Annotated in this window: 18 protein-coding genes and 1 pseudogene; 5 read left to right on the plus strand and 14 right to left on the minus strand. The window is 72.1% G+C overall.

Annotated features, from left to right (window positions below; translation table 11 throughout):
* Positions 1–53 precede the first annotated feature (53 nt).
* The 3 genes from OG985_RS12255 to OG985_RS12265 form a co-directional block, all read right to left on the minus strand.
* The gene (locus OG985_RS12255) at positions 54–1,463 is read right to left on the minus strand and encodes a phytoene desaturase family protein (RefSeq protein WP_371668330.1); all 1,410 of its coding nucleotides are present in this window, start codon (positions 1,461–1,463) and stop codon (positions 54–56) included.
* A gap of 96 nt (positions 1,464–1,559) precedes the next feature.
* Positions 1,560–2,402 (minus strand): inositol monophosphatase, encoded by an 843-nt coding sequence (locus tag OG985_RS12260; protein WP_371668331.1) that lies wholly within the window; start codon positions 2,400–2,402, stop codon positions 1,560–1,562.
* Positions 2,403–2,570: 168 nt separating this feature from the next.
* Entirely contained in the window at positions 2,571–4,445 is a 1,875-nt protein-coding gene (locus tag OG985_RS12265) for a gamma-glutamyltransferase family protein (RefSeq protein ID WP_371668332.1), read from the minus strand.
* Between the two features lie 278 nt (positions 4,446–4,723).
* Here OG985_RS12265 and OG985_RS12270 point away from each other — a divergent pair, with 278 nt between their 5' ends.
* Entirely contained in the window at positions 4,724–5,392 is a 669-nt protein-coding gene (locus tag OG985_RS12270) for a hypothetical protein (RefSeq protein ID WP_371668333.1), read from the plus strand.
* Positions 5,393–5,415: 23 nt separating this feature from the next.
* On the opposite strand, the gene OG985_RS12275 is transcribed toward OG985_RS12270, so the two are convergent.
* The 9 genes from OG985_RS12275 to OG985_RS12315 all read right to left on the minus strand — a co-directional run bounded on the left by OG985_RS12275 (position 5,416) and on the right by OG985_RS12315 (position 16,939).
* Positions 5,416–6,942 (minus strand): NCS1 family nucleobase:cation symporter-1, encoded by a 1,527-nt coding sequence (locus OG985_RS12275; protein ID WP_371668334.1) that lies wholly within the window; start codon positions 6,940–6,942, stop codon positions 5,416–5,418.
* Between the two features lie 132 nt (positions 6,943–7,074).
* Positions 7,075–8,094 carry a TIGR03842 family LLM class F420-dependent oxidoreductase gene (locus OG985_RS12280; protein ID WP_371668335.1) on the minus strand — a complete coding sequence of 340 codons (1,020 nt, stop codon included), beginning with the start codon at positions 8,092–8,094 and terminating at the stop codon, positions 7,075–7,077.
* 11 nt (positions 8,095–8,105) lie between these two features.
* Entirely contained in the window at positions 8,106–9,506 is a 1,401-nt protein-coding gene (gene hydA, locus OG985_RS12285; RefSeq protein WP_371668336.1) for a dihydropyrimidinase, read from the minus strand.
* A gap of 151 nt (positions 9,507–9,657) precedes the next feature.
* Positions 9,658–10,500 (minus strand): nitrilase-related carbon-nitrogen hydrolase, encoded by an 843-nt coding sequence (locus OG985_RS12290; protein ID WP_371668337.1) that lies wholly within the window; start codon positions 10,498–10,500, stop codon positions 9,658–9,660.
* A gap of 179 nt (positions 10,501–10,679) precedes the next feature.
* On the minus strand, positions 10,680–12,242 hold the full coding sequence (locus OG985_RS12295; protein WP_371668338.1) for a PucR family transcriptional regulator: 1,563 nt from the start codon (positions 12,240–12,242) through the stop codon (positions 10,680–10,682).
* Between the two features lie 138 nt (positions 12,243–12,380).
* Positions 12,381–13,664: an aspartate aminotransferase family protein gene (locus OG985_RS12300; RefSeq protein WP_371668339.1), complete on the minus strand. Its 1,284-nt coding sequence runs from the start codon at positions 13,662–13,664 to the stop codon at positions 12,381–12,383.
* Positions 13,661–14,503: a nitrilase-related carbon-nitrogen hydrolase gene (locus tag OG985_RS12305; RefSeq protein ID WP_371668340.1), complete on the minus strand. Its 843-nt coding sequence runs from the start codon at positions 14,501–14,503 to the stop codon at positions 13,661–13,663. Before OG985_RS12305 ends, OG985_RS12300 begins: the two co-directional genes overlap by 4 nt.
* 158 nt (positions 14,504–14,661) lie before the next feature.
* On the minus strand, positions 14,662–16,395 hold the full coding sequence (locus OG985_RS12310) for a hypothetical protein (protein WP_371668341.1): 1,734 nt from the start codon (positions 16,393–16,395) through the stop codon (positions 14,662–14,664).
* Positions 16,396–16,687: 292 nt separating this feature from the next.
* The gene (locus OG985_RS12315; RefSeq protein WP_371668342.1) at positions 16,688–16,939 is read right to left on the minus strand and encodes a helix-turn-helix domain-containing protein; all 252 of its coding nucleotides are present in this window, start codon (positions 16,937–16,939) and stop codon (positions 16,688–16,690) included.
* Positions 16,940–16,971: 32 nt separating this feature from the next.
* Here OG985_RS12315 and map point away from each other — a divergent pair, with 32 nt between their 5' ends.
* Both map and OG985_RS12325 read left to right on the plus strand, forming a co-directional pair.
* Positions 16,972–17,757 carry a type I methionyl aminopeptidase gene (gene map / locus OG985_RS12320; RefSeq protein ID WP_371668343.1) on the plus strand — a complete coding sequence of 262 codons (786 nt, stop codon included), beginning with the start codon at positions 16,972–16,974 and terminating at the stop codon, positions 17,755–17,757.
* Between the two features lie 406 nt (positions 17,758–18,163).
* Positions 18,164–20,878 carry an ATP-dependent Clp protease ATP-binding subunit gene (locus OG985_RS12325; protein ID WP_371668344.1) on the plus strand — a complete coding sequence of 905 codons (2,715 nt, stop codon included), beginning with the start codon at positions 18,164–18,166 and terminating at the stop codon, positions 20,876–20,878.
* Here OG985_RS12325 and ggt read toward each other — a convergent pair whose 3' ends face one another.
* The gene (gene ggt / locus OG985_RS12330) at positions 20,879–22,681 is read right to left on the minus strand and encodes a gamma-glutamyltransferase (RefSeq protein WP_371668345.1); all 1,803 of its coding nucleotides are present in this window, start codon (positions 22,679–22,681) and stop codon (positions 20,879–20,881) included.
* 121 nt (positions 22,682–22,802) lie between these two features.
* On the opposite strand from ggt, the gene OG985_RS12335 reads away from it, so the two are divergent.
* On the plus strand, positions 22,803–23,561 hold the full coding sequence (locus tag OG985_RS12335) for a hypothetical protein (protein ID WP_371668346.1): 759 nt from the start codon (positions 22,803–22,805) through the stop codon (positions 23,559–23,561).
* Between the two features lie 116 nt (positions 23,562–23,677).
* Positions 23,678–25,246, plus strand: coding sequence for an alpha/beta fold hydrolase (locus OG985_RS12340; RefSeq protein ID WP_371668347.1), 1,569 nt, complete (start codon positions 23,678–23,680; stop codon positions 25,244–25,246).
* Between the two features lie 161 nt (positions 25,247–25,407).
* On the opposite strand, the pseudogene OG985_RS12345 reads toward OG985_RS12340, so the two are convergent.
* A pseudogene (locus tag OG985_RS12345) lies at positions 25,408–26,182 on the minus strand (amino acid ABC transporter ATP-binding protein).
* Between the last annotated feature and the right edge of the window lie 125 nt (positions 26,183–26,307).

The raw sequence follows: 26,307 nt of genomic DNA on the forward strand, positions 1-26,307 counted from the left end.
CGGACGCGCGAGCGCCGGGTGCGCCGCGCTCGGGACCGGCTCCGCCGGCGCGGTCAGGTCTGGCGGAGCCGCTTCCACACCGCCTTGGCCGCGTTGTGCCCCGACATGCCGTGCACGCCCGGTCCCGGCGGGGTGGCCGAGGAGCAGATGAAGACGGCTGGGTGGGGGGTGCCGTAGGGGAACAGGGACAGCTTGGGGCGCAGCAGGAGCTGTAGCCCGGAGACCGCGCCGGAGGCGATGTCACCGCCGACGTAGTTGGCGTTGCGGGCGGCGAGTTCGGGCGGCCCCGCGGTCGCGCGGGCGAGGACGCGGTCGCGGAAACCGGGTGCGTAGCGCTCCAGTTGGCGTTCGATCGCGTCGGTGAGGTCGCCGGTCCAGCCGCTGGGCACATGGCCGTACACCCAGAAGACCTGCTTGCCGGCCGGGGCCCGGGTGGGGTCGGCGACGCCGGGCTGCACGGTGATGAGGAACGGCCGCTCCGGCGCGCGGCCCTCGCGGGCCGCGGCGCGCAGGGCCGCGCCGATCTCCCCGCTGTCCGCGCCGATCTGCACGGTGCCGGCGGCGCGGGCCTCCTTCGCCGTCCACGGCACCGGCCCGTCCAGGGCGTAGTCGACCTTGAACACGCCGGGGCCGTACCGGTAGCCCTCGTAGTGGTTGCCGAAGCCCGCGATGCTCGCCAGGGCGGTGGGCGAGGTGTCGAAGACGTAGGCCCGGGCGGGCGGCAGGTCGTCGAGGCGCTTGACCTCGTAGTCGGTGTGGATCGTGCCGCCGAGGTCCTTCAGGTAGGCGGCGAGGGCGTCGGAGAGGGACTGGGATCCGCCCCGCGCCACGGGCCAGCCGCGGGCGTGCGCCGCGAGGGCGAAGACCAGGCCGACGGCACCGGTGGCGAACCCGGAGAGCGGGGCCATCACGTGCGCCACCAGGCCGGCGAACAGGGTCTTGGCCCGCTCGTCGTGGAAACGGCGGGTCAGCCAGGTCGAGGGCGGCAGCCCCACGAGTCCGAAGCGGGCCAGGGTCACCGGGTCGCGGGGCAGCGCGGTGAGCGGCAGGGACATGAAGTCGCGGACCAGGGTGTCCCACCGGGGCAGGAAGGGCTCGACCAGCCTGCGGTACGCCCCCGCGTCACGCGGCCCGAACGAGGCGGCCGTCTCCGCGACCGAGCGGGACAGCACGGCCGCGGTGCCGTCGGCGAAGGGGTGTGCCATGGGCAGGTCCGCGTGCAGCCACTGGAGGCCGTAGCGCTCCAGGGGCAGGGCCCGGAAGGCGGGTGAGTTGATGGCGAGGGGGTGCGCCGCGGAGCACGGGTCGTGGCGGAAGCCGGGGAGGGTGAGCTCCTCGGTGCGCGCGCCCCCGCCCACGGTGTCACGGGCCTCGAAGACGGCCACGGAAAAACCGCGGCGGGCCAGTTCCACGGCGGCGGTCAGCCCGTTGGGCCCCGCACCCACCACGACCGCATCGAGCATCGACGGCACCTTCGGACCCCTTCGTCAGCCGGTGGCCAGAGGATCAGGATATGCCGGGTGACCGGAGGCACCCGGCCCCAGGGCGGCATCCGCCGGCTAGGACGCGCCGAGCAGCTCCCGCACCCGGCGCGCGGTGGCCGCGTCGCGTGCCGCCGTGAACGGAAGGTCGTTGCCGCCCCTGACGCGGAACGGCTCGCCCGTACGGGTCAGGTGGACGCCACCCGCCTCCTCGACCAGCAGGAGGCCCGCCGCGTGGTCCCAGGCGGCCTCCCAGGAGAAGGCCGTGGCGTCCAACTCGCCCCGGGCGACGGCGAGGTACTCCAGGCCCGCCGAGCCGCACGCGCGCGGTGCCACGCCGTCCGACCACAGGCCGAGCAGGGCACGCTTCTGTTCCTCGGTCGTGTAGTCCGGGTGGGAGGTGGCCACCCGCAGGTCCCGGCCGGGCTCGGGCGGACCGGCGTACAGCCGCTCGCCGTCGAGGAACGCGCCCCGGCCGCGTATCGCCGTGGCCAGTCGGTCGCGCGCGGGCACGTACGTCCACGAGGCGCGCACCACGCCGTGCTGCGCGAGCGCGACCAGGGTGCAGAAGCCGGGGTCGCCGTGCACGAACTGCCGGGTCCCGTCGACCGGGTCGACGATCCACACCGGCGCCTCGCCCTGGATCGCCTCGTACACCGCGGGGTTGGCGTGCACCGCCTCCTCACCGACCACGACGGAGCCCGGCAGCAGGGCGCCGAGCGCCTCGGTGAGGTGCTGCTCGGCCTTGCGGTCGGCGTCCGTCACCAGGTCGTGCGGGCCGGTCTTCTGGTCGACCTCGTGTGCGGCGAGCCGGCGGAAGCGGGGGAGGATCTCGGCTGCCGCCGCCTTGCGGACCGCCTCTTCCACGTCGGAGGAGTGGCGGGCGAGAAACTCGTCGATGGTTTCCGTGTTCTGGATCATGCCTCCATGAGAGCACGCGCCACTGACAATCCCGACCCACCCCGTGCACCGTGGGTGGAATCGGTATGAACACCCGGACCCGGACACCGCCGCCCGCGACCAGCCGTCACCGACCCGGTACGCCACGCGACGACCGGGGGCCAGGGGCCGGGCCCGCGGAGTCCGGCCTCACCGGCCGACCGCGTATCCCTGCATGCCGCGCGGGTTCGCGGCCGCCGACAGGATCCCGGTCCCGGGGTCCCGCGCGACCACGCACAGGCGGCCCTCCGACCATGCCTCGCCCACGGTCACGTCGTGGCCGCGGCGGCGCAGTTCCGCGACGACTGCCGGGTCCGTACGGGACTCGACCGTGACGCTTCCCGGGCGCGTGCCGCGCGGGTGGAAGGAGCCGGGGAAGCTGTCGTTGTGCCAGTTCGGGGCGTCGATCGCGCCCTGCAGGTCCAGACCCCCGCGCACCTGCCCGCGCAGCGCGACCGCCAGGAAGAAATGCAGCTGCCACTGGTCCTGCTGGTCCCCGCCCGGCGTGCCGAAGGCGAGCACGGGCACCCCGTTCCGCAGGGCGATCGAGGGCGTGAGGGTGGTGCGCGGCCGCCGGCCCGGGGTGAGGGAGTTCGGCAGGCCCTCCTCCAGCCAGGTCATCTGGAGCCGGGTGCCCAGCGGGAAGCCCAGTTCGGGCACGACGGGGTTGGACTGCAGCCAGCCTCCGCTGGGCGTGGCCGCGACCATGTTCCCCCAGCGGTCGACGACGTCGAGGTGACAGGTGTCGCCACGGGTCCCCCCGTCGGCGGCGACGTCCGGCTCACCGGGCACCGGCGACGTCGGACGCTTGGCGACGGTCGGTTCGACGGCCCCCGCGACCGTCGACCGGCCGAGGACCGCCATCGTCGGCTCGCCGGCCCCCGGCGCGTACGGGCCGGGGGCGTAGGCGGTCGCCCCGCGCGCGTACGCGCACAGTCGCGGCGCGCGCCCGGCCGGGGCTCCGGGGCGCAGCTCGTAGGAGGCGCCGTCGCCGACGAGTCGGCGCCGGGCCGCGTTGTACTCGGCCGAGAGCAGCTCACCCAAGGGCACTTGGGCCGCGTCCCCGTACCAGGCCTCCCGGTCGGCCATGGCCAGCTTGCAGCCCTCGATCAGCAGATGGACGTAGTCGGCGGAGCCGTACCGGGGCAACTCCGGTGGGAGCAGGGCGAGTTGCTGGAGCATGACCGGGCCCTGGCTCCAGGGGCCGGCCTTGCACAGGGTCCAGCCGTTCCAGTCGTACGTCGCCGGCGCCTCGTAGGCCGCGGACCACGCGGCGAGGTCGGCGGCCGTCAGCGTGCCGGTGTGGCGTTCGCCGCTGGTGTCCAGGGTGGGCCGCCCCGCCTGCCGTACCAGCGCCTCGGCGATGAAGCCGGTGCGCCACACCTCCCGTGCCGCCTCGATCTGGGCCACCCGGTCCCCCGCCCCGGCGACCTCGGCGAGCAGCCGCCTCCAGGTGGCGGCGAGGGCGGGGTTGCGGAAGAGCTCCCCCGGCCTGGGCGCCTTCCCGCCGGGCAGGTACACGTCCGCCGACGAGGTCCACTCCCGCTCGAACAGCTCACGTACCGTCTCGACGGTCGCGCCGACGTTCTCCACGGGCGCGTGCCCGTGCTCGGCGTAGCCGATGGCGTAGGAGAGGACGTCGGCGAGCGGTTTCGTGCCGTGGTCGCGCAGCAGCATCATCCAGGCGTCGAAGGCGCCGGGGACGGCGGCCGCGAGCGGACCGGTCCCGGGTACGAGGTCGAGGCCGAGGCTCCGGTAGTGGGCGACCGTCGCTCCGGCCGGCGCGACGCCCTGTCCGCACAGGACCCGCACCTCGCCGCCCGCCGGGGCGAGCAGGATCGGCACCTCGCCAGCGGGCCCGTTGAGATGCGGCTCGACGACGTGCAGCACGAACGCGCCCGCCACCGCCGCGTCGTAGGCGTTGCCGCCGCCCTCCAGTACCGCCATCGCCGACTGCGAGGCCAGCCAGTGGGTGGAGGACACCATCCCGAAGGTGCCCTGGAGGGTGGGTCGGGTGGTGAACACGAGCGGACTCCTCACGGCGCGGCGGCACTCCGGCGATCGTACGCACCCCGGTCCCGGCGACGCCGAGCCTCGTCGCCGCGACCACGGACACCGGAACGGGCCCTCGCACAGGCGACCGGCCGTGACATAACGGGACACACAACGCATCGACAGCGAGCCGCAGTCACCGCACATGCACGGAGCGAGTTCGGCCTTTCGTCGCACAGGGACTCATGTGACACTGGCGTACCCCGCCCGCCGTGCGGACCTCCGCACCCTCCCCCCACGAGAAGTGCGTCGTGCAATCCCTGCCTCTGCCGCTCACCCTCACCGCGCGCCTGTCACCGGTCGTCGTGCTCGCCGCGGCCGGCTGGGCGCTGTCGTCCGGACCGCTGGCCGCGACACCGACCGCCGAGCACAAGGGGAACGAGAAGACGGCCACCCAGTCGCCCACCGCCCCGTCGACGTCGGCCGCCTCGAAGACGTACTCCGCCGCGCCCGCGCCCTGCGGCAGCGTGGCCACCAAGACGATCACGTCGCTCGTGCCGGGCGCGAAGACGGCCGGCAAGGAAATCCCCTCCACGGACACGAAGGTGCGCCGCACCTGCTCCTGGAACGCCCTCAAGGGCTTCGACTACCGCTGGCTCGACGTGTCCTTCGAGCTCACGGACTCCGACGAGGCGGCGCAGAAGTCGTACAAGGAGCGTCTCGCGGACAAGAGCGGCGGCGGGGCCGTCCCGGGGCTCGGCGACGCGGGGTACTCCGTCGTCAACCTGACCACCGAGGACAAGCAGCAGACGCGCGAGGGCGTGGTGATCGCCCAGGTGTCCAACGCGCTGGTGGTCGTCACGTACAACGGCAGTGACTTCGAGTCGAAGAAGGCGCCGAGCACGGATGTGATCAACAAGGGCGCCATCAAGGCCGCCAAGGAAGCGGTGACGGCGCTGAAGGGCGGTCAGAAGGCCTGACCGCCCTCCGGCGGCGAACGGGTCTACGCCTCCAGGCGCTCCCTGCCCCGCGCCAGCATCAGCACCACGTAGAGCACCATCGAGGTGCCCAGGCCCACCGCCCAGCCGTAGTCGGCGAGCGACTCCAGCGCGGGCACGGGCCGGCCGTCGATCAGCGGATGGAAGTCGGCGCCGCCGACGGCCAGGACCCCGCCGACCACGAAGGCGGCGACGGCCCGCCAGTTCCAGCCTCCGTCGTACCAGTAGCGTCCGCCCTTGCGGTACAGGTCGGTGAGGTCGAGCTTGCCGCGGCGCAGGATCCAGTAGTCGGCGATGAGGATGCCGGCGACCGTGCCGAGCAGACCGCCGACCAGGCCGAGCCAGGTGAAGATGTAGCCCTGCGGGTCCGAGTACAGCTTCCACGGGAAGATCAGCACGCCGAGCACGCAGGTGGTGAGCGCTCCGGCCCGGAAACTGATCTTGCGGGGCGCGACGTTGGAGAAGTCGAAGGCCGGCGAGACCAGGTTGGCCGCGATGTTCACGGACAGGGTCGCCACCAGCACGGTGACCAGCGCGAACAGCAGGCCCACGACGTTGTCCGTCTTCGCGGCCAGCTGTACCGGGTCCCAGATGGTCTCGCCGTAGACCGCCTGCGAGCCGGAGGTGACCAGCACCGACAGGAACGCGAACAGTGTCATGGTGGTCGGCAGGCCGAGCGCCTGTCCCCACGTCTGCGCCTTCTGGCTCCTGCCGTACCGGGTGAAGTCCGGGATGTTCAGGGACAGCGTCGACCAGAAGCCGATCATGCCCATCAGGGAGGGCCAGAACAGCTTCCAGAAGTCCGCGCCCCAGCCGAGCTTGGAGGGCTGGTCGAGCAGCGGGCCGAAGCCGCCCGCCTTGTTGCTCATCCAGATCAGCATCACGACCGCGCCGACGAGCACGAAGGGCGCCGCCCAGTTCTCGAAGCGGCGGATCGTCTCCATGCCCCGGTAGATGATCGCGATCTGGAGCACCCAGAACAGCGCGAAGGACAGCCACATGGTCCAGGCGTAGCCCCCGATGTGCGAGGCGTTCGCCCAGCTGTCGCCGATCAGTTTGCCGGCCAGGAAGTAGATCGCCTCGCCGCCGATCCAGGTCTGGATGCCGAACCAGCCGCAGGCCACCAACGCCCGTACGACGGCGGGGAGGTTGGCGCCGCGGATCCCGAAGGAGGCGCGGGCGAAGACCGGGAAGGGGATGCCGTACTTGGGTCCCGCGTGCCCGGTGAGCAGCATCGGGACCAGCACGATCAGGTTGGCCAGGGCGATGGTGAACACCGCCTGCTTCCAGTCCATGCCGACGGCGATCAGACCGGAGGCCAGGGTCCAGGAGGCGGTGTTGTGGGCCATGCCGACCCACAGTGCGGAGAAGTTGTACGTGGTCCAGGTGCGCTTTTCCACCGGAACCGGCAGCAGGTCCTCGTTGGCGTAGGGGCCGCTCGGGGCGGTGGCGCCCGGGGCGAGCTCCACCCGGCCGTCGGCGAGGGTGACTTGGGCGGACGGCGGTATGGCCGTGGGAGCGGTGTCGGTCATGGGCAGGCCAATCGATCAGGTGGGACGGGAAAGGCCGTGCGGGCGGTGCCGGTGGGGGGTGGCGCCCCCCTCCCCGGAACGGCGGGAAGGGGGGAGATCAGAGGGAGGAGAGCCGGGCCGGGGGCCGGCGGGTCAGCCGTTGACGGCCGGGATCACCGTCGCGCCGTAGGCGTCGATGGTGGCTTCCTGGGCGTCGTGCATGTCGTAGACGGCGAACTGGTCGACGCCCAGCTCACGCAGTGCGTTGAGCTTCTCGACGTGTGCCTCGGGCGGGCCGATGAGGCAGAACCGGTCGACGATCTCGTCGGGCACGAACTGGGTGTCGGGGTTGTCGCTGCGCCCGTGGTGCGAGTAGTCGTAGCCCTCGCGGGCCTTGATGTAGTCGGTCAGTTCGTCGGGGACGGCGCCGGAGTGCTCGCCGTACTTCGAGACCAGGTCGGCCACGTGGTTGCCGACCATCCCGCCGAACCAGCGGCACTGGTCGCGCGCGTGGGCGAGGGCCTCGGGCGAGTCGTCCGCGGTGACGTAGGCGGGGGCGGCGACGCAGATCTTCACCTCGGACGGGTCGCGCCCGGCGGCGACGGCCGCGTCCTTCACCGCCTTGACCATGTACTCCGTGAGATAGAGGTCGGCGAGCTGGAGGATGAACCCGTCGGCCTCCTCACCGGTCATCTTCAGGGCCTTGGGCCCGTACGCGGCCATCCAGACGGGGAGTTCGGCGTCCGGCTTGATCCACGGGAACCTGATCACCGTACCGCCGAGGTCGGCCTCGTCGCCGCGGCCGAGGGCCCGGATGACCTTCATCGCCTCGCTGATGCGGGCCAGTGTGTTGGGCTTGCGGCCCGCGACCCGCATCGCGGAGTCGCCCCGGCCGATGCCGCACACGGTGCGGTTGCCGAACATGTCGTTGAGGGTGGCGAAGGTGGAGGCGGTGACCTCCCAGGTGCGGGTGCCCGGATTGGTCACCATCGGGCCGACCGTCAGCTTCGTGGTGTTGGCCAGGATCTGGCTGTAGATCACGAAGGGCTCCTGCCACAGCACGGCGGAGTCGAAGGTCCAGCCGTAGGTGAAGCCGTTGCGCTCGGCCCGCTTCATCAGGCTGATGACCTTGGAGGCCGGCGGGTCGGTCTGCAGGACGAGTCCGAAGTCCATGTGCGCCTCTCCTAGTTGAGGTACTGACAGGTGGAGCGCGGGGTGTAGACGCCGTGACCCGCGCGTCCGGTGTACTCCCGCTCGGTGATGACGGGTTCGCCGCGCGAGAGGACCGTCTCCACGCGGCCGGTGAGGCGCTTGCCCTCGTACGCCGAGTAGTCGACGTTCATGTGGTGCGTCTCGGCGGAGATGACCTGCTCGGCGTGCGGGTCGTAGATGACCACGTCGGCGTCGGCGCCCGGGGCGATGGTGCCCTTCTTCGGGTACATGCCGAACATGCGGGCCGGGGTGGCGCAGGCGATCTCGATCCAGCGGCGACGGGTGATGTGCCCGTCGACGACGGCCTGGTGGAGCAGGTCCATACGGTTCTCGACGCCCGGCAGGCCGTTGGGGATCTTGGAGAAGTCGCCCCGGCCGAGCTCCTTCTGGCCCACGAAGCAGAAGGGGCAGTGGTCCGTGGAGACCACCTGGAGGTCGTTGGTGCGCAGGCCCCGCCACAGTGCCGCCTGGTGTTCGCGCGGCCGGAGCGGAGTGCTGCACACGTACTTCGCGCCCTCGAAGTCCGGCTCCGCGAGGTTGTCCGTGGACAGGAACAGGTACTGCGGGCAGGTCTCGCCGAACACGTTCAGGCCCTCGTCGCGCGCCCTGGCCAGCTCGGCGACCGCCTCCTGCGCGGAGACGTGCACGACGTACAGGGGCGCGCCCGCGACCTGGGCGAGCTTGATGGCCCGGTGGGTGGCCTCGGCCTCCAGGAGTGCCTTGCGGACCTCGCCGTGGTAGCGGGGGTCGGTCTCGCCGCGGGCGAGGGCCTGTTCCACCAGGACGTCGATGGCGATGCCGTTCTCGGCGTGCATCATGATCAGGCCGCCGTTCTCGGCGGAGCGCTGCATGGCGCGCAGGATCTGGCCGTCGTCGCTGTAGAAGACGCCCGGGTAGGCCATGAACTGCTTGAAGGAGGTGACACCTTCCTCGACGAGGTGGTCCATCTCCTTGAGCGTCCCCTGGTTCACGTCGGAAACGATCATGTGGAAGCCGTAGTCGATCGCGCAGTTGCCCTCGGCCTTGGCGTGCCAGGCGTCGAGGCCCTCGCGCAGGGAGTGCCCGACGCTCTGCACCGCGAAGTCGACGATCGTGGTCGTACCGCCCCAGGCGGCCGCCCGGGTGCCGGTCTCGAAGGTGTCGGAGGCGAAGGTGCCGCCGAACGGCAGCTCCATGTGGGTGTGGGCGTCGACTCCGCCCGGGATGACGTACTTGCCGGTGGCGTCGATGGTGCGGTCGGCGGTCCACGCCTCGGCGGCCCGGGTGCCGGAGGCGGCGAGGGCGGCGATCCGGCCGTCCTCGATCAGGACGTCGGCGTGGATCTCGTCGGACGCGGTGATGACGAGGCCACCACGGATGACGGTACGGCTCATGCCCGCTCTCCTTCCGGTCGTGCGTGCACTGAGGGAATCCCGCTGCTGTCGGGGGCTGGGGTCAACGCTGTTTCCTCACAGGGAAGCCGATGGGGTGCCCCGCGGGCCCGACCCCCGTCGCCGGGCCCGCGGGTGCTGGGTGCGCTGCCGGTCAGGGAGCGGTGAGCGGGGCGTACGCGTCGGGTCGGCGGTCGCGGTAGAACTGCCAGCGGTCGCGCACCTCGCGCAGTTTGGCGAGGTCCAGGTCGCGGACGACCAGTTCGGTCTCCTTGTCGCCGGCCACCTCGCCGACGAACTGGGCCTCCGGGTCGACGAAGTACGACGTCCCGTAGAAGTCGTTGTCGCCGAGTTCCTCGACACCGACCCGGTTGATGGCGCCGACGAAGTACTCGTTGGCGGCGGCCGCGGCCGGCTGCTCCAGCTGCCACAGGTAGGCGGACAGCCCGCGTGAGGTGGCCGAGGGGTTGAAGACGATCTCGGCGCCCTCCAGACCCAGGGCGCGCCAGCCCTCGGGGAAGTGCCGGTCGTAGCAGATGTAGACGCCGATCTTGCCGACGGCGGTCTCGAAGACCGGCCAGCCGCTGTTCCCCGGGCGGAAGTAGAACTTCTCCCAGAAGCCGGGGACCTGCGGGATGTGGTGCTTGCGGTACTTGCCGAGATACGAGCCGTCCGCGTCGATCACGGCGGCCGTGTTGTACAGGACGCCTGGCTGCTCCTCCTCGTACATCGGCAGGACGAGGACGATGCCCAGTTCCCTGGCGAGTGCCTGGAAGCGCTTGACGATCGGGCCGTCGGGGATCTGCTCGGCGTACTCGTAGAACGCCTTGTCCTGGACCTGGCAGAAGTACGGCCCGTAGAACAGCTCCTGGAAGCACAGGACTTGAGCACCCTGCGCGGCCGCGTCGCGGGCCGCCTGTTCGTGCACCCGGATCATGGACTCCTTGTCGCCCGTCCAGGCGGTCTGGAAGAGGGCGGCACGGATCACTGTGCTCATCGGGACCTCCGGTCACTCGGTGTGCGAGAAGACTAGGAAGTCCGAAATCAGGCTTTGAGTTGCACGGTGTCACGTCTGCGGGCACGGGGCGTGCCACGGTGTCACCCTGTCGTGGGCCCATGTTTCACCGCCGTTTTCCCAGGTGGTTATACGTTTCCGCACTGTTTCCCGGTGCGATCTCACGCCTGTTGCGCGTCGTGCGCGAGGAGCGCGATGTGCACCGAGGCGGCCTGCTCGAAGTCGTCCAGGTCCACGCCGAGTCGCGTCTGTATCGCCTCCAGGCGACGGTAGAGCGCGGGCCGCGAGACGTGGTGCAGCTGGGCGGTACGGGACTTGTTGCGGCCGCTGGCGAGATAGGTCCGCAGGACGGCGAGCAGGTCCTCGCCGGACTCGCACAGCAGCCCGTCCAGCTCCCGCTCCGCGAAGGACTGCACGTGCGGGTCGTCGCGCAGCAGTCTGATCAGGCCGCGCAGATGCACGTCCTTGAGGCGTACGACGGCCGGGAGGTCCAGGGCGGCCGAGGAGTCGGCCACGGCGTCGGCGACGTGCTGTGCCTCGCGCAGGCCGGCCGGTACGTCGTCCCAGGCGGTGCGGGCGTCGGCGGCGGCCACCACGGCCTTGGTGGATCCCGACTCCGAGCGCAGCCGGGCCGCGAAGTGCGCGGTGAGGGCCAGGTCGTCCTGGTCGCGGGCGAGGCTGAGCAGCACGGCGGTGGCCCGGTCGGCCAGCTCGGCGACGAGTCCGGCCAGGCCCAGCATGCGCAGCACACGGTCGAGTTGGGCCGGTTCACCGTGCTGGACGACCAGCGGGACGAAGGTGCGCCGGTTGACGGGCAGTCCGGCCGCGCGGGCCCGCGACAGCAGCTGCCGCGCCGGTACGACCCCGGAGACCAGGTCGGTCAGCAGGCTCTGCGCGGACTGCTCCTCCCAGGTGTGCGCCGAGGTGCCGCCGAGCATGCGGTGCAGGACGAGGGCCTCCGCCGCGCGGTCGGCGAGCAGCTGCCCGGTGGCGGTGTCACCGCGGTGGCCGCACAGCATGATCTGGCCCCAGCGCTCTCCGCGCCCGGCCAGTTCGGCGCGGATCCAGCCGTCGACCTCGCTGCCGCCGGCCTGCCGGGAGATCCGTTCCCAGTCGCGCAGCACGTCGTCGACGGCCGGCCGCTCCCCCGCCGTGGCCAGGACGCGGTGGGCGAGGTTGGTGACGACGACGGGGCAGGCGCTGTGCTGGGCGATCTCGTCGAGCAGGCGTTGCAGGGGCGCGCCCGCGGTGATGAGTCCGGTGAGCGCGGTCCGAACCGCCTCGGAGAGGCTGACGGCGGCGAACTTCCGCCGCACCAGCCGGGACTGCACCTCCTCCGTCAGCGCGGCGAAGGGGAAGGGCCGGTGCAGGACGATCATGGGCAGTCCGCAGCGCTCGGCGGCCCGGCGCATCACGTCCGGCGGCGCCGGGAAGGCCCGGCCGAGCCCGAGGACGACGGCCGCGGCCTCCGCGCGGTGCAGCGACTGGATGTACTCGGCCTGCGCGGACTCGTCGCCGGCGAGCAGCACCCCGGTGGTGAGGACCATCTCGCCACCGGTGAGCATCACGCCCACGTCGGGGGCCTCGGCCACGTGCACCCAGCGCACCGGCCGGTCGAGCTGCCCCGCGCCGGCCACCACCTCGGGCTCTCCGGCGAGCACGCGTTCCAGCGTGAGGACCTGGCGGACCGACAGGGTCGGCTCCAGGTGCTCCGGGGTGGTCATCGCGGCCTCTCCTTCGTTCGGGCCCGGTTCGCCTCCGGGGCGTCCGGGCCCGTGTCGGGAGCCCGACCGTGCCCGACCCCTTCGGGTCGCCGCGCTCGGCCTCCGGACACGGGCCCGCCTCTCCGGCTCACCGGCCTGCTACCGAACGCTCCGCAGAGCGCGTTCGAGGATCGCGGCGCCCTCCTCGGCCTCCGCGACGGTGAGGGACAGCGGCGGGGCCACGCGCAGGGCGCTGGTGTCGTGGCCGCCGCCCTTGCCGATGAGCAGCCCGTCCGCGCGGGCGGCCTCGAGGACGGCGGACGCGGCCTCGGGGTCTGCCTGGTCGGTGCCGGGTTTGACCAGCTCGATGCCGATCATCAGGCCCCGGCCGCGCACCTCCCGGACGCCCGCGGTCTGGGCCGCGACGCCCCGCAGCCGCTCGATGAGCAGTCCGCCGACGCGCCGGGCGTTGCCCTGGAGGTCGTGTTCCAGCAGGTAGGTGAGGTTGGCGAGGCCCGCCGCCATGGTGATCTGGGTGCCGCCGAACGTGGAGATGCTGTTGGAGTCCAGGCAGTTCATGATCTCGGCGCGGGCCACGACGCCGCCGATGGACATGCCGTTGCCGATGCCCTTGGCGAAGGTGAGGAGGTCCGGCGGACCGTTGCGGGCGTGTGCCTGCCAGCCCCAGAAGTGGTCGCCGGTGCGGCCCCAGCCGGTCTGCACCTCGTCGGCGATCCACAGGATGCCGCGCTCCTGGAGCACCTCGCGGAAGGCCGCGTACAGGCCGTCCGGCGGTGAGGTGAAGCCGCCGACGCCCTGGACGGGTTCGGCGATCAGGGCCGCGGGCGGGCGGGTGTGGCCAAGGAGGTCCTTGAGGTCGTCGACGCAGGCGGCGATGAAGTCGTCGTCGCCGAGCGAGGCGTAGGGCCCGCGGGTGCGCACGCCGCCGTGCACGTACAGCGTCTGCAGCGGGGACAGCGAGGTCGGTGACCAGCCGCGGTTGCCGGTGATGCCGACCGCGCTGAAGGAGCGGCCGTGGTAGCTGTTGCGCATCGCCAGGACGGTGTTGCTGCGGCGGAACGTCGTCGCCAGCATCAGGGCGGTGTCGTTGGCCTCCGTGCCGGAGGTCGTGAAGAACACGCGGGCGTCCGGGATGCCGGACAGCTGCGCGACGCGCTCGGCCATCTCGACCATGGGCCGGTTGAGGTACAGGGTGGACGAGTGGACGATCCGCCCGGCCTGCTCGCTCACCGCCTTGGTGACCTCCGGCAGTGCGTGCGCGGTCATCGTGGTGAGGATGCCGCCGAAGAAGTCGAGGTACTTGTTGCCCTCGGCGTCCCAGACGTGGCGGCCCTCGCCGTGCGTGATCTCCAGCGGCTCGTCGTAGTACAGCGCCAGCCAGTCGGGCAGCACGCCCCGGTGGCGTGCGTACAGGTCGCTCATGGCCGCACCAGCCCGTCGTACGCGTCGGGGCGGCGGTCGCGGTAGAAGGCCCACTGCTGCCGCACCTGCTCGACGAGGTCGAAGTCGAGGTCGCGGACGAGGAGTTCCTCCTTGCTGTCGCTGGCGACCTCTCCCACGAACTGGCCGCGTGGGTCCACGAAGTAGCTCGTCCCGTAGAAGTCGTTGTCGCCGTACTCCTCCTGGCCGACCCGGTTGATCGCGGCGACGAAGTACTCGTTGGCGACGGCGGCGGCGGGCTGCTCCAGCCGCCACAGGTGGGAGGACAGGCCGCGGTGGGTGGCGGAGGGGTTGTAGACGAGCTGGGCGCCGTTGAGCCCGAGCTGCCGCCAGCCCTCCGGGAAGTGGCGGTCGTAGCAGATGTACACGCCGACCTTGCCGACCGCGGTGTCGAAGACGGGCCAGCCGATGTTGCCCGGCTTGAAGTAGTACTTCTCCCAGAAGCCCTTGACCTGCGGGATGTGGTGCTTGCGGTACTTGCCGAGGAAGGTGCCGTCGGCGTCGATGACGGCCGCGGTGTTGTAGTAGAAGCCGGACTGCTCGACCTCGAAGACGGGGACGACGATCACCATGCCGGTCTCGCGTGCGAGTTCCTGCATACGACGGGTGGTCGGCCCGTCGGGCACCGGTTCGGCCCAGCGGTAGTGCTCGGGCTCCTGGACCTGACAGAAGTAGGGGGCGTTGAACACTTCCTGGAACCCGATGACCTTGGCGCCCTGCCGGGCCGCCTCACGGGCGTGCTCCTCGTGTTTCGCCACCATGGACTCGGTGTCGCCGGTCCAGGTGGCCTGGACCAGAGCGGCGCGTACGACGTTGGCCATGAGCTGCTCCTTCGACGGGACGCCAGAGCCTCTACGCCCGTAGACGAAAGCCGTAGAGGGTCGAACGTAAGCCTCCGGGAGAGGCTTGCCAAGACCATCGTCGTTAACCCGCGGAGTCGATCACGTTTCACACTCCGGTGGGCGAGCCGCAGGGCCGATCAGGCGGTGAAGCCCGCCACCCGCAGCGCGTGGACGAGGTCCCAGTGACGCTCGTCCGAGATGCCCCGGGCAGCCTCCAGCAGCAATGGTACGAGCGTCTGCGGGCCGGGCTCGGCGCTGCGGGCCGCCTCCTCCGGCGTGCGGACGCGGACGTAGGCGTCGAGCAGCGCGCCGACCTCGCGGTGGCGGTCCTCGGCGGCCAGGGTCAGGACGGCCCGCCCGATCTCGGCGGCCGGGCGGGCCACGCCCTGCCGCAGGATCTGCTCGCCGTCCGTGCCGCGCCCGGCCGCGACCAGGGCGTCGGCCGCGGCGACCAGCCGGTCGGCGGGCAGGGAGGCGGCCTCCCACAGCAGGGTCGCCCAGTCGGCGCCGAGTCCGGCCCGCTGCATCTCCGCGGCGAGCTGCGGGAAGCGGGCGGCGGGCCAGTACGCGATCTCGACCAGGAGGGCGTGCGCCTCACCGCTGCGCCCCTGCCGACGCAGCCGAACGAGGGTCGCGACCGTCTCGGCGGTCTCCCGCCGCGCCTCCGTGTCCAGCGGCTCGGACCGCTGCGGCGGCAGCTCGGTGGCCTCCGGCACCCCGGCGAAGCGCGCCCCGCGCGGTCCGCGACCGGTGGCGGCCCGCGGGGCGGGCAGGGGCACGGCCTCGGGCGGTACGACGGCGGGGGCGGCCTCCGCCTCCGCCATCCCGGCGAACCGGGCACTGCCCCGCCGCCGCTTGCGCTGCTTCGGGACGGTGACCGGGGCGGAATCAGGGGCGGGGGCTGGGGCAGGGGCGTGCTGAGGCGCTGCGGAGGAGTCGGCGCCGGGGGAGGGAGGGTCGGTGTCGGCGGCCTGCGCGGCGGGGGCGTAACGGTCGGCGGCGTGAGGGGCGGCGGCGTAACCGTCGGCGGCGTGAGGGGCGGCGTACGCGTCGGTGGCGTACTCGTCGGTGGCGTACTCGTCGGTCGCGCGCGAGGTGGCATACCCGTCGGCGGCGTACCCGTCGGTCGCGTGAAGGGCCGTGGCGGGCAGATGGTCGGTTCGGTCCGGGTGGTCGTGCCGGTCCGTCGTCCAGGCCGCGGCGGGTGCGTCGCGCTGCTGGGGCAGGGTGGGGGTCCCGGCGTCGTAGGGGTCACGGCCACGGACGGCCGAGCGCGCGCTGCCGGTCCCCGGCCCGGCGTCCTGTCGCCGCACCGCGCCGCCGTCCGGTCCGCGCGCCTTCCGCCGCGCCTGCCCCTGGGCCGCACGTCTGTCCAACTCCGCTGCCCTGGACCGGAGTTCGGCGCAACGTCGGGTCGCCCGTTCGTGGTCGTCGCGGGCCCAGGCGAGGTCGAGGCGGACGGCGTCGGCCTCCTCCTGGGAGGTGGCCGAGGTGAGCAAGTGGGTCAGTTCCGTCTGCCGTTCGGCGGCGTACCGCTGTTCGCGGAGCATCACGTCGAACCGGTCCCCGAGGGCGTCCCGTCCACCGGGCCGGTCGTCGTGGGCGGCGACCGCGGCGGAGTGCAGGGCCCCGGCGCGCCCTGCCTCCGCGGTGGCGACGGTGGGGCCGTACCCGGCCGCCAGGTCCTGAAGGAGTGCCTCGACCGCGTCCCAGGGCGGCATTTCACGCCCGTCGAGGCAGGCCTGCATGCCATCCGGATCGCGCTGCCAGAAGACGGCACACCAACCGCCCCGCTGATCCAGGCGCGTCAGCAGGCCGTTCAGGTAGTTCGCGAACTCCCGCACCTGCACCGGGAGTTGATCCACAGTCATCGCTCAACTCCCGCCAGACCGGAACACTCCGGTCCGTAGAGAACACCAGTCGTGTTACAGGCCCGCTACGGGCAGTTTTCCGCGGGAACGCGGGGGTCCTCCCGCATGCCGGCGCCGGGACGTGAGACTCGCCCGCCCCGTCCGCCGGGCACCCCGCCCCACCAGGCGACTTGCCGTGCTCTTTACCGGTACCCGGCACCGCCTCGCGTCGAGGGGCGGCTTGCCGTGAATTTGACCTTGCCGCACCACGGTCGCCGGAGGGTGGAATCGCGGTCCAGCGGGCGGCCGAAGGTCAGACCTCGGCGGGCTCGCACCGTCCCGCCAGCGCGTCCATCGACAGCCCGAGCGCCCGCGCGAGCGCCGAGACGGTGAAGAACGCCGGGGTCGGCGCCCGGCCGGTCTCGATCTTCCGGAGGGTCTCGGCGGAGATGCCCGCGCTCGCCGCGATCTGCGTCATGCTGCGACCGCCGCGCGCCTCGCGGAGCAGCCGGCCGAGCCGCTCGCCGCGTCGGCGTTCTTCAGGGGTCAGTGGGGTGCGCACCATGCCACCATTCTAATACCGGTATAGTAATTGGCATGGTGGAGCTGAAGACGGATACGGACATTGACGCCATGTACGCGACCGGCCGGGTCGTCGGCCGCGCCCTGACGGCCGTACGGCAGGCCGCGGACGTCGGCGTCTCGCTGCTGGAACTCGACGAACTGGCGCACGGCGTGCTGCGCGAGGCGGGCGCGACCTCGCCTTTCCTCGGCTACCGGCCCTCCTTCGCGCCGACCCCCTTCCCCGCCGTCATCTGCGCCTCCGTGAACGACGCGATCGTGCACGGCATCCCGGACGGCTACCGACTGCGCGACGGTGACCTCCTTTCCGTCGACTTCGGCGCCCAACTGGACGGCTGGGCGGGCGACTCGGCGATCAGCTTCGTGGTCGGCGAGCCGCGTCCCGCCGACGTACGGCTCGTCGAGACCGCCGAGCGGGCGCTCGCCGCGGGCATCGAGGCGGCCGTCGTGGGCAACCGCGTCGGCGACATCGCGCACGCCGTCGGCTCGGTGTGCCGCGCGGCCGGCTACGGCATCCCGGACGGCTTCGGCGGCCACGGCGTGGGCCGCCGCATGCACGAGGACCCGCCCGTGCCCAACGAGGGCCGCCCCGGGCGCGGACTGCGGCTGCGGCGCGGCATGGTGCTGGCGATCGAACCCATGCTGATCGGAAGCGGCGCGGACGGATACCACGAGGCACCCGACGGCTGGACCCTGCGGACGAACGACGGGTCGCGTGCAGCGCACGCCGAGCACACCGTGGCGATCACCGACGCGGGGCCACGCGTCCTCACGGCGCGCCAGGAGGCTCGTACCGGCTGATCACCGCCCGCTCTTCGGGCACCACGGCACCGGCGCGGCCGGTCCGCCGGGGTGCCCGGCGGCCGCCGGGCAGCCGATGCCGGGACGTCGTCCCGGAGGTGCTGCGCGGCAGCGATCGTGCGATCGTGTTCTACGGGCGCCACGGTGGCCCGCGCCCTGCGGAGCACCCGGGGGAGCACCGCGAAGGCCGGCCGTCGCCTCGTCCCGGACGAGGCCGAACACGCCTGCCCCGGCGCGGGAGTCGGCCGCCCGGCCGAGGCCGGCAGGCCGGGAGCGGGCCACGGCAGACCCTGGCCGACCGCAGGTGTAACCGGGAGACTTCCGGGCACTCGCGCCGCACCCGGCACGTCGATCAGCAAGCGCGTCCCGGACCGCGCCGGGGGCGCCGGAACGGACTGATAACGCCATGACCAGCGGCTACACGGGTCCCGAGGGCTACGGCCCGGACCCCATCGGAGAATTCCTCGCACGCTTCTTCGGCGGACCTCGTCCAGGCCCCCGGCAGATCGACATCGGGCGGTTGCTGAGTCAGCCCGCCCGGGAGCTGGTGCGCGGCGCCGCCCAGTACGCCGCCGAACACGGCAGCCGCGATCTCGACACCCAGCACCTGCTGCGGGCCGCGCTGGCCACCGAGCCGACCCGCGGCCTGCTCAGCCGGGCCGGAGCCGACCCGGACCTGCTCGCCTCGGAGATCGACAAACGCTCCGGCCCGGTCCAGCACGCCCCCGAGCAGGCGCCGCCGCCCACCGCGCTCTCCGTGACCCCGGCCGTCAAGCGCGCCCTGCTGGACGCGCACGAGCTGGCGCGGGCCGGCGGCGCGGGCTACATCGGCCCGGAGCACGTGCTCGGCGCCCTCGCGGCCAACCCCGACTCGGCGGCCGGGCACATCCTGAACGCGGCCCGGTTCGCTCCCTCCGGCCTGCCGCCCGAGTCGGCCCCGGACGCCGCGCAGCCCCGCGCGGAGCGGCCCCGTACCGCGGCGACGACCACGCCCACCCTGGACAAGTACGGCCGCGATCTCACCGATCTGGCCGGGCAGGGCCGCATCGACCCGGTGATCGGGCGGGACGAGGAGATCGAACAGACCATCGAGGTGCTCTCCCGTCGCGGCAAGAACAATCCGGTGCTGATCGGTGACGCGGGCGTCGGCAAGACCGCGATCGTCGAGGGCCTCGCCCAGCGGATCGTCGACGGCGATGTGCCCGATGTGCTCATCGGGCGGCGGGTCGTCGCCCTGGACCTCCCCGGAGTGGTCGCCGGCACCCGCTATCGGGGTGACTTCGAGGAGCGGCTGACCAACATCGTCGGTGAGATCGGCGCCAACTCCGACCAGCTGATCGTCTTCATCGACGAGCTGCACACCGTCGTCGGGGCGGGCGGTGGCGGCGAGGGCGGGTCCATGGACGCCGGCAACATCCTCAAGCCGGCCCTGGCCCGCGGCGAGCTGCACATCGTGGGCGCCACCACGCTGGAGGAGTACCGCAGGATCGAGAAGGACGCGGCGCTGGCCCGCCGCTTCCAGCCGATCCTGGTGCCGGAGCCCACCGTCGCGGACGCGATCGAGATCCTGCGCGGGCTGCGCGACCGGTACGAGGCACACCACCAGGTCCGCTACACCGACGAGGCCCTGGTGGCCGCCGTCGAGCTGTCCGACCGCTATCTCACCGACCGCCGCCTGCCCGACAAGGCGATCGACCTGATCGACCAGGCCGGCGCCCGGGTGCGGTTGCGCGCCCGCACCAAGGGCACGGACGTACGGGCGCTGGAGCGCGAGGTCGAGCAGCTGGTCCGGGACAAGGACCAGGCCGTCGCGGACGAACAGTACGAGCAGGCCACCCAGCTGCGGGACCGGCTGACCGAGTTGAAGACGCGGATGACGGAGGCGTCGGGGGACGACGAGGCCGACGAGGGTCAGCACCTGGAGGTGACCGCGGAGGCGATCGCCGAGGTGGTGTCCCGGCAGACCGGCATTCCGGTCAGCGCTCTGACCGAGGAGGAGAAGGACCGCCTGCTCGGCCTGGAGCAGCACCTGCACCAGCGGGTGGTCGGCCAGGACGAGGCCGTCCGTGTGGTCGCCGACGCGGTCCTGCGTTCACGGGCCGGGCTCGCCAGCCCCGACCGGCCGATCGGCAGCTTCCTCTTCCTGGGCCCCACCGGTGTCGGCAAGACCGAACTGGCCCGCGCGCTGGCCGACGCCCTGTTCGGCAGCGAGGAACGCATGGTCCGCGTGGACATGAGCGAGTACCAGGAGCGGCACACCGTCAGCCGCCTGGTCGGCGCCCCACCCGGGTACGTCGGCCACGAGGAGGCCGGGCAGCTCACCGAGGTCGTCCGCCGGCACCCCTACTCGCTGCTCCTGCTCGACGAGGTGGAGAAGGCGCACCCGGACGTCTTCAACATCCTGCTCCAGGTCCTCGACGACGGACGGCTGACCGACGCCCAGGGCCGCACGGTCGACTTCACCAACACGGTCATCGTCATGACCAGCAACCTGGGCTCCGAGGTCATCACCGGACGCGGTGCCGGCATCGGCTTCGGGGCGGGCGGTGCGGAGGCCGACGAGGAGGCGCGGCGCGAGCAGATCCTGCGGCCGCTGCGCGAACACTTCCGGCCCGAGTTCCTCAACCGCATCGACGAGATCGTCGTCTTCCGCCGGCTCACCGGTGACCAGTTGCGGCAGATCACCGACCTGCTGCTGGAGCGGACCCGGCGCAGGCTGCACGCGCAGGGCGTCACGGTCGAGTTCACCGACGCGGCCGTCGACTGGCTCGCCGAACGCGGCTACCAGCCCGAGTACGGCGCGCGCCCGCTGCGCCGCACCATCCAGCGCGAGGTCGAGAACCAGCTCTCCCGGCTGCTCCTGGAGGGCCGCGTCGGGGAGGGCGGCCGGGTGACGGTGGACGCCGCGAACGGGCGCCTCACCTTCCGCACGGAAGGCACGGACGGCACGGCAGGCACGGATGGCACGAAGGGCACGGATGGCACGAAGGGCACCGTCGGCACGACAGGCACTGCCGGCACCGACGGCACGGCCGGTACGGCCGGTACGGCGGGCACACCCGCCGCTCAGCGTCCGCAAGCCCCGGAGGGCCCGGAGGGCGCGATGCCCGCCCCCGAGTGATCAGGGCGCCGGGCGCACCACCATCGCCGAGCCGCCGCCGCGCCGTACCTTCTCGGCGGCGGCCAGCCACCTGCCGTCCGGCAGCCGCTGCACACCGGTCGCCGCGCCGATCTCCGGGTTCAGCTTGAAGGAGTGCCCGATGGCTTCCAGCTGCTTCCGCAACTCGCTGTCGTAGAGCCCGGGTTCGAGCTCGGTCTGGGCCGCGTTGCGCTGGCTGGCGCGGGGCGCGGCGATCGCGTCGACGAGCGGCAGCCCGCGGTCGAGGAAGCCGGTCAGCGTCTGGAGCACGGTGGTGATGATGGTCGCGCCACCGGGCGAACCCAGCGCGACCACCGGCCTGTCGTGCCGGTCCAGCACGATCGTCGGCGAGATCGACGAGCGGGGCCGCTTGCCCGGACCCGGCAGGTTCGGGTCGTGGACGGCGGGGTTCGCCGGGGTGAAGGAGAAGTCCGTCAGCTCGTTGTTGAGGAGGAACCCGCGGCCGGGCACGGTGATGGCGCTGCCACCGGTCTGCTCGATGGTGAGCGTGTAGGAGACGACGTTCCCCCACTTGTCGGCCACCGTCAGATGGGTGGTGTTCTCGCCCTCGTACGTCGTCGCGGCCGCCGTGCCTCCGGCGCCGCAGGCCGCCGGCCGGCGCGGGTCGCCGGGCGCGACGGGGCTGGTGAGCACCGCGTCGTCCTTGATCAGGCAGGCCCGCGAGTCGGCGTACTTCTGGGACAGGAGTTCCTTCGTCGGTACGTCCTCGAAGGCGGGGTCGCCGACCCAGCGCCCGCGGTCCGCGAAGGCGATCCGGCTCGCCTCGATGTAGTGGTGCAGGTACTGGACCTCGCTCGCCTTCGAGAGGTCCGTCCTCTCCAGCATGTTGAGGGCCTCACCGACCGTTGTGCCGCCGGAGGAGGAGGGCGCGATGGAGTAGACACCGAGGCCGCGGTACGAGGTCCTGGTGGGCGCCTGGAGCTTGGCGCGGTAGGCGGCCAGGTCCTTGGCGGACAGCCTGCCGGGGCGCGCGTTCCAGCCCGACGCCGGGTCCACCGGCGGGTCGTTCACCGTGTCGGTGATGTCCTCGCCGAGGTCGCCGCGGTAGACGGCGCCGACGCCCTTCCTGCCCAACTCCCGGTAGGTGCGGGCGAGGTCGGGGTTCTTGAAGGTGGAGCCGACGACGGGAAGCTGCCCGCCGGGCAGGAACAGCTCGGCCGTGTCCGGGAAGTAGCGGAAGCGGGTCTCGTTGGCTGCGGTCTGGGTGCGGAAGGTGTCGTCGACGGTGAAGCCGTCGCGCGCGATCCGCTCGGCGGGTCCGAGGACGGTGCCGAGTTTCCTGCTGCCCCACTTGTCCAGGGCCGTCGCCCAGGTGGCGGGCGTGCCCGGGGTGCCGACGCTCAGGCCGCTGCTGACGGCGTCGGCGAAGGGGAGCGCCTTGCCGTTCTCCACGAAGAGGCCGGAGTCGGCACTCAGGGGCGCGGTCTCCCGGCCGTCGATCGTGCGCACCGTGCGGGACTTGGCGTCGTAGTACACGAAGTATCCGCCGCCGCCGATGCCGGAGGAGTAGGGCTCGGTGACGCCGAGCGCGGCGGCCGTGGCGACGGCGGCGTCGACGGCGTTGCCGCCCTTGCGCAGCACCTCGATGCCGGCGGCCGAGGCGTCGGCGTCGACGCTGGCGACCGCCCCGCCGTAGCCGACGGCCACGGGGACCTTCGCAGCCGCTCGGGTCCCGTCCGTGGTCGGCGGCGCGGCCGCCCCCACCGAGACCACCGCGGCCGAGACCGCCAGGACCGCCAGGTTCCGTGCCACAGGGCGACGCATCCGTAACCTCCAGTGAAAGGCCGTCAGCGCAGCCTAATCCATTGCCATGGCCTCGTCAGGAGCACCACGCCCAGCGGCCCCTCGAACACGGGTTTGTGTTCGCCCGCTACCATGCGCGCCCATGACCGACGACGTGCGCAACATCGTCCTGGGCGTGGTGGCGGCCGGCATCAGTGCCGCGCTCGGCTGGCTCGCCCGGACCTATCTGTGGAGGCGGAAACTCCGCCGCAAGCAGGCCTTCTTCGGACTGCCGGACAACTCCGAGTCGCTGCTGGTGGTCAACCGCGGTGCGAGCGGACCCGACCTCGCGGTGATGCGCTACGACGTGTTCGCACTCCTCGAACTCGCCGCGCTGATCAAGGACTGCAAGGCCAACGCCCAGGTCGTCCCGCACGACGCGGCGCGCCAGGGCTTCGGCGAGCGCACCGAGTTCTGCGTGGGCGGCCCGGCGTCCAACCGCCGTATGGCGGCGCATCTGTCCTCCCTGCTGCCCGGGATACGGGTGAACGTGGACGCCGAGCCGAGTCCTGACCGCGGCGCCATCCAGATCGGCTCCGAGCGCTACCGGGTGGAGGTCGGCAGGACCGAGTACGCGCTCCTCGCCCGGCTCACCGTCGAGCAGAGCCACGGCACCCGCCCGGTCTTCCTCTTCTGCGGCCAGACCGCGATCACCAACCAGGCGACCACCCGCTATCTCGCCCGCAACCACGAGCGGTTGACCCGCAAGCACGGCACCACCTCCTTCGTCCTGCTGCTGAAGGTCGTCAACTCCCAGGCCTACGGCCCGGACGTGGTCGAGTTGGTGGCGGACGTGACCCGGACAGCACAGACCCCGCTGCCGGCGGCGACGGTTGCACGCAATTCCCACCGCGCCTCCTGAGTTCATCCACAGGCCAACAACCTTTACCGGCACGTAACTTACCGACGGGTTACTTGCAGTAAAGGGGTGAGGTTACCGTCGGGTCACTTTGCACTTACACGAGTGAGGAGCGACCTGTGGGACACCATCGCAAGGCTCTGCGCACGACCGCCGTGGGCGCGGTATCCGCGACCCTGATCGCCGGGAGCGCCCTCGGACTCGCCCCCACGGCCCAGGCGGCCGTGAACAGCGTCCGGTTCGTCGACATCAGCGGCTACGGCGGCACGGTCCTCAAGGCGAACGTCGTCACCCCCGCGGGCGCCGACGCCACCCGCCGCTACCCGCTGCTCGTCATGCCCACGAGCTGGGGGCTGCCCCAGATCGAGTATCTCGCCCAGGCCCAGAAGCTCGCCGACTCCGGCTACGTCGTGGTCACGTACAACGTACGGGGCTTCTGGCAGTCGGGCGGCGAGATAGAAGTCGCGGGGCCGCCCGACACGGCCGACGCGTCGAAGGTCATCGACTGGGCGCTCGCCAACACGCCTGCGGACGCCCGGCACATCGGCATGGCGGGCGTCTCCTACGGCGCCGGCATCAGCCTGCTCGCCGCCGCGCACGACAAGCGGATCAAGGCGGTCGCCTCCCTCAGCGGCTGGGCCGACCTGGTCGGCTCGATCTACTCGGGCCGCACCCAGCACACCCAGGCCGCCGCCCTCCTGGACGGTGCGAGCCTGGTCACCGGCCACCAGAGCACGGAGACCCGCCAGGTCTTCGACGACTTCTACGCCTCCAACCTGGCGAAGGAGCCGGACCTCATCGCCTGGGGGAAGAAACGTTCCGCCGTGAGCTACGTCGACCAGCTCAACGAGAACGGCACCGCCGTCATGCTCGCCAACGCCTGGGGCGACACCGTCTTCTCGCCCAACCAGTACACGGACTTCTACGAGAAGCTGACCGGCCCCAAGCGGCTGGAACTGCGTCCCGGGGACCATGCCACCGCCGAGATCACCGGCCTCTTCGGGCTGCCCAACGACGTGTGGACCGACGCCGGGCGCTGGCTGGACCACTACCTCAGGGGCGAGGACAACGGCATCGACCGCGAGCTGCCGGTGCGGCTCAAGTCCCGCTCCACGGACGGCTACGAGGGCTATCCGGACTGGAAGTCCGTCGGCGCGACCCGGAAGAAGATCGCCCTCGCCGGCACGACCACCATCCACACCAACGTCGACTCGGGGGCGGACGGCGGGATCGTCTTCCTGTCCAGCATCCTGGACCAGGTGGCCAAGCTCCCCCCGGTCGCCTCCATCCCCCTGCTCCCCCGCCGCTGGGCCGCCGTGTGGCAGTCGGAGAAGTACCGGACCGCCCAACAGGTGCGCGGCGCCGTGAAGTTGCACACCACCCTCACCCCGACCGCGGAGAGCGGCACCCTCGTCGCGTACCTCTACGACGTGGGGCCGCTCGGCCTCGGCAAGCTGGTCAGCAACGCGCCGTTCACCTTCCACGGCCGGACCCCCGGCCGGCCGTTCGGCGTTGACCTGGAGCTGTTCTCCACGGCCTACGACGTCCCGGCAGGACACCGGCTGGCCCTGGTCGTCGACACGGTCGACCCGCTCTACCTCGAGCACAACCCGTCCGGCGCGCAGCTGACCTTCTCCTCACCGGAGACCGACCCGTCGTACGTGTCGGTCCCGCTGCGCGAGCAGTGATCTCCGGCTGCCGCCGGGCGAGCGAGTGCCCTCCTGCTACTGCCCGCCCGGCAGCAGCGTTCCTGGTCCGGCCGGTGCCTCGGCCACGGCGTCGGTGTCCCGTGTCACGGGAACGAACGGCACATCGTAGTCGAGAGGGAACATCGGTCGCACTCCCCCGCTCAGTGCTCGAGGATCTTGGAGAGGAAGTCCTTGGCGCGGTCACTGCTCGGGGCGGTGAAGAACTCCTCGGGGGTGCGGTCCTCGACGACGCGGCCGTCGGCCATGAACACCACGCGGTTGGCGGCCGACCGGGCGAATCCCGTCTCGTGGGTGACGACGACCATGGTCATGCCCTCGCGGGCCGGTTGCTGCATGACTTCCAGAACCTCGTTGATCGTCTCCGGGTCGAGCGCGGAGGTCTGCCCGTCGAACAGGAGCGCCCTGGGCTCCATGGCGAGGGCGCGGGCGACGGCCACGCTCCCCCAGTGCCTGAACGGCCTGGGAGGTGCCCCCAGCTGTCGGCCACCGGAGAGCTGCGCCGGGTACGTGGGCGCCCGGGAGGCGAGGCCCACACGGTCCAGCGGTTCGAGCGACCGCCGGCCGGCCTGATCCTTCTCGCGTCCGCGGACCCTGACCTGGGCCGGCGACACGTTCTGCAGGACCGTCTTGTGGCCAGAGGTTGAACGACTGGAAGACCGTGCAGACCTCGGCGCGCAGCGCCGCGAGGGCCCTGCCCTCGCTCGGCAGCGGTCGTCCGTCGAGCGTGATGGTGCCGGACCCGATGGGCTCCAGGCGGTTGATCGCTCTGCACAGGGTCGACTTCCCCGACCCCGACGGGCCGATGACGACGACCACCTCCCCCTTGCCGACGGTGAGGTTGACGTCCTGCAGGACATGCAGCTCCCCGTAGTACTTGTTGACGTCCACCAGCTCGATCAACGGATCGACGACCATGCCCAGCCCTACCCACTTTCAGCTGTGTCGTGGATGCCGCAACCTATCCGCGCGGGATCGGGGCGACAGGACGACACGCACTTTTCGGGCATTAGCCGTATTTACGTCGAACTGGGGCCATGGGT

This window comes from Streptomyces sp. NBC_00289 (genome assembly GCF_041435115.1).
Taxonomy (GTDB): domain Bacteria; phylum Actinomycetota; class Actinomycetes; order Streptomycetales; family Streptomycetaceae; genus Streptomyces.

Excerpts from the sequence above, each read along its gene's own strand:
- OG985_RS12260 (WP_371668331.1), bottom strand. The coding sequence starts at position 2,402 with ATGATCCAGAACACGGAAACCATCGACGAGTTTCTCGCCCGCCACTCC.
- OG985_RS12305 (WP_371668340.1), bottom strand. The coding sequence starts at position 14,503 with ATGGCCAACGTCGTACGCGCCGCTCTGGTCCAGGCCACCTGGACCGGC.
- OG985_RS12290 (WP_371668337.1), bottom strand. The coding sequence starts at position 10,500 with ATGAGCACAGTGATCCGTGCCGCCCTCTTCCAGACCGCCTGGACGGGC.
- OG985_RS12335 (WP_371668346.1), top strand. The coding sequence starts at position 22,803 with ATGACCGACGACGTGCGCAACATCGTCCTGGGCGTGGTGGCGGCCGGC.
- OG985_RS12315 (WP_371668342.1), bottom strand. The coding sequence starts at position 16,939 with ATGGTGCGCACCCCACTGACCCCTGAAGAACGCCGACGCGGCGAGCGG.
- map (WP_371668343.1), top strand. The coding sequence starts at position 16,972 with ATGGTGGAGCTGAAGACGGATACGGACATTGACGCCATGTACGCGACC.
- OG985_RS12310 (WP_371668341.1), bottom strand. The coding sequence starts at position 16,395 with ATGACTGTGGATCAACTCCCGGTGCAGGTGCGGGAGTTCGCGAACTAC.
- OG985_RS12280 (WP_371668335.1), bottom strand. The coding sequence starts at position 8,094 with ATGGACTTCGGACTCGTCCTGCAGACCGACCCGCCGGCCTCCAAGGTC.
- OG985_RS12255 (WP_371668330.1), bottom strand. The coding sequence starts at position 1,463 with ATGCTCGATGCGGTCGTGGTGGGTGCGGGGCCCAACGGGCTGACCGCC.
- OG985_RS12325 (WP_371668344.1), top strand. The coding sequence starts at position 18,164 with ATGACCAGCGGCTACACGGGTCCCGAGGGCTACGGCCCGGACCCCATC.
- OG985_RS12275 (WP_371668334.1), bottom strand. The coding sequence starts at position 6,942 with ATGACCGACACCGCTCCCACGGCCATACCGCCGTCCGCCCAAGTCACC.
- hydA (WP_371668336.1), bottom strand. The coding sequence starts at position 9,506 with ATGAGCCGTACCGTCATCCGTGGTGGCCTCGTCATCACCGCGTCCGAC.
- OG985_RS12300 (WP_371668339.1), bottom strand. The coding sequence starts at position 13,664 with ATGAGCGACCTGTACGCACGCCACCGGGGCGTGCTGCCCGACTGGCTG.
- OG985_RS12295 (WP_371668338.1), bottom strand. The coding sequence starts at position 12,242 with ATGACCACCCCGGAGCACCTGGAGCCGACCCTGTCGGTCCGCCAGGTC.
- ggt (WP_371668345.1), bottom strand. The coding sequence starts at position 22,681 with ATGCGTCGCCCTGTGGCACGGAACCTGGCGGTCCTGGCGGTCTCGGCC.